The sequence below is a fragment of the Allobosea sp. P1_A7 genome, assembly GCF_056406775.1.
Window position 1 is genome coordinate 1 of sequence record NZ_JBFTZN010000441.1, and the last position, 3052, is coordinate 3052.

The window sequence follows — 3052 nt, forward strand, 5'->3', positions numbered from 1 at the left end:
GGTCCGATGATCCAGCCAATTCCTGCTCGAGAAATTCGCGAAGTTCAGATGTCGCGCGCCTGCTCGCCGCCTCGTCGAATTTGCTCCAGTGCCCGTAGATCTGACGCGGCTCTGCGAAAATCGGGAAATTGAATGAGTGGTACACGCCGGGGAACACGGTGAGGCTCAGTCCGGCGGGCCCCCCGACCTGGCGCCGGGCGGCGGCTTCACAGTCAGATGCGAGGGTCCAATCGTCCCTGTCGCCGATGAGAATGAGTGTCGGGATGACCAAGGGCTCGGTCAGGATCTCGCAAGGCGGGTAATAGGTTGCAGCCGCCTTGAACCTGAGTTCGTCGGGCATCTCATAGAGCGTCTTATGCGTTTGCATCGCAATCCTGAGCGCGACCCCGCCTCCATGCGAATAGCCCAGGACGGCGATCCGCGCTGGATCAACGAAGGGAAGCTTTGAGAGGTAGAACAGCGCACCAAACGCATCTTCGACCCGGGGCGCCCTATCGCGCCTTTCGGGCACGCAGGCGTCTTCAATGCCTCGTGGGGTGAAACTGTCCGGCACCAGCACGACATAACCCCAATCGCGGATTGCTTCGGCCTCCCGTCGATGGGACGTGCTCAATCCGCCGCAGCCATGCAGCAAAACAACCGCCGGGTGCCGGCCTTCCCCGATAGGTTTGGAAAGATATCCGCTGATCACGACCGCAGGATCATTCTCGCCGCTGTCTCCGCGAGCTTTGGCACGCGCTTTCTGGAAATCGCTCAGGCGATAGGTCATCGAGGGGAATTGAACGACCTCTTCAGCGTGCGAATGTGTCGTCAGCCCAAGAAGGAGCATCGCCAGGGTGGAGAGCATGGCTCGCTTTGGCGACGAAGGCATTTGCGAACCTCCCAGCGTTCAACCTGTCACGTCGAAAGAGATGCAACGATAGCCGATCGGCGTCACCGTCGCCCGTCATGACCGACCACGGCTCCAGCTCCAAAGCCCATGCCTGCCGCGATCTCGGCCTGCGCCAGATTCCTCCGGCTTCCGCGAGCGCCTGAGCGCATATAACCTTCAACCTGCGCGCGCCCCCTACCCCTCTGAATGGCCCGGCGAAGGGTTGTCGCGACGATGACGACCAGCTCCAAACCCGGCTCCGGCTCGACCGGGAATCCGACACGCTCCGCGAGGATGAGCCAAAGATCGGGAGGGCGGCCGCGCGTGAATGACGAAGCCGTTTATTGAGCGTAGGATCGTGTTCGAAGCCTTCCGCCGAGAACGCGTTTCAAGGAAAAGGGCATGGGGCACGGCAGACGTCCTCGTTGGCGCGCTTATGACAATAGCGGCGCAGGCGGATCTCTGCGCGATCAGCGCGATGCGCGCCGACATCTACCTCTTTCGAATATTCGGACCCGCGAATTCGGCATCGGTCCGGAAATGCAATCAATTTTCGAATTAAATTGTTGCAACGACACGCCAACCACTGACCTGAGACGCATCATCAAGTTTTAAATTCCTTATTGATACATAATATCTGTCCTTGGTGGAATTTTGACCATCATAAATTGCAGCAGCTGAAACAAAGGACTTGAGTGACTGCAGCTTGAGCCAGTGCCCGAAGCAGAGGCACGCCTAGAAACAAGGGTGGAATCGACCTATGCCGCTTCTGGAGCTTCAGGGTATCTCAAAACACTTTGGTGCGATCGAAGCACTCAAGGGCATCGATCTGGCGATCGATGCCGGAGAGGTCGTCGGCCTGATGGGCGACAATGGCGCCGGCAAATCGACATTGGTGAAGATTGTCGCCGGCAATTTTCTCCCCTCCGAGGGCGAGCTTCGCCTTGATGGCATCGTCAAGCACTTTCGCAGGCCGGTCGACGCCCGGACTGACGGGATCGAGGTCGTCTATCAGGACCTCGCCCTGTGCGATAATCTGACTGCGGCCGCCAATGTCTTCCTCGGGCGCGAATTGAAACGCCGCATCGGTCCGCTGGTGATCCTTGACTACAAGGCGATGTACGCCCGCGCCGCAGAGCTGTTCAAGGAGCTCAAGTCGGAGACCCGCCCCCGCGATCTCGTGAAACTGATGTCCGGCGGCCAGCGCCAGGCTGTGGCGATCGCGCGGACACGTCTGGCCAACGCGAAGATGGTGCTGATGGACGAGCCGACGGCGGCGATCAGCGTTCGCCAGGTCGCCGAGGTGCTGGATCTGATCCACCGGCTCAAGGATCGCGGGATCGCCGTCGTTCTGATCAGTCACCGCATGCCGGACGTGTTCGCCGTCTGTGACCGGGTGGTCGTGATGAGGCGAGGACGCAAGGTCGCGGACAAGGCGATTGCATCGAGTTCTCCTGAAGAGGTGACCGGACTGATCACCGGCGCCATCCAGGCCGCCTGATGCTGCGCAAGGAGCCCTCCATGTCGAGCGACACATTCCGCCCGATCCCGAGCAGTGTCGGCATCGAGGACGTCACGGGCCTGCGGGAACGGAGTCTCCTGCAGAAACTGCTCGCGAGCCAGCCCTTCTGGGTGACGATCGCGCTGATCGCCATGATCCTCGTGATGACATGGGATCAACCGGACGCCTTTGCCTCGGCCGACAACTTCTTCAACATCACGCGGAACTTCGCCTTCATCGGCATCATGGCCATCGGCATGACCGCCGTCATCCTCACCGGCGGCATCGATTTGTCGGTCGGGTCGATCATGGGGCTCGCCGGCGTCGTCAGCGGACTCGTCCTCCAGGCCGAGGGGCATTGGCTGCTCGCGATCCTCGCCGGTCTTCTCACCGGCGCGGCTGTCGGGGTCGTGAACGGCGTGCTGATTTCCTATGTCGGCCTGCCGGCCTTCGTCGTCACGCTCGGGATGCTGTCGGGCGCCCGCTCGCTTGCCATCGTCCTGTCCGAAAACAAGATGATCTACGAATTCGGCCCTTGGGGAGACACCTTCAACGCCATCGGCGGCGGGGCGATCTTCGGCCTTGCCAACCCGGTCTGGGTGCTGCTCGCGCTGGCCATCATCTTCAGCATCATCCTGAACTTCACCGGCTGGGGCAATTATCTCTACGCCATCGGCAGC

General features: G+C 60.8%; 3 protein-coding genes. 2 read left to right on the forward strand and 1 reads right to left on the reverse strand.

Annotated features, from left to right (window positions below; all coding sequences use genetic code 11):
* Nucleotides 1-871: dienelactone hydrolase family protein (locus AC1D34_RS35900; RefSeq protein WP_476826829.1), on the reverse strand; the 871-nt coding region annotated here is incomplete at its 3' end.
* A gap of 760 nt (nucleotides 872-1631) precedes the next feature.
* Here AC1D34_RS35900 and AC1D34_RS35905 point away from each other — a divergent pair.
* Complete coding sequence (locus tag AC1D34_RS35905; RefSeq protein WP_113511900.1) at nucleotides 1632-2372, forward strand: ATP-binding cassette domain-containing protein; 741 nt, start codon at nucleotides 1632-1634, stop codon at nucleotides 2370-2372.
* A gap of 20 nt (nucleotides 2373-2392) precedes the next feature.
* A partial coding sequence (locus tag AC1D34_RS35910) for an ABC transporter permease (protein ID WP_476826830.1) occupies nucleotides 2393-3052 on the forward strand: 660 nt, incomplete at its 3' end.

Excerpts from the sequence above, each read along its gene's own strand:
- AC1D34_RS35905 (WP_113511900.1), top strand. The coding sequence starts at position 1,632 with ATGCCGCTTCTGGAGCTTCAGGGTATCTCAAAACACTTTGGTGCGATC.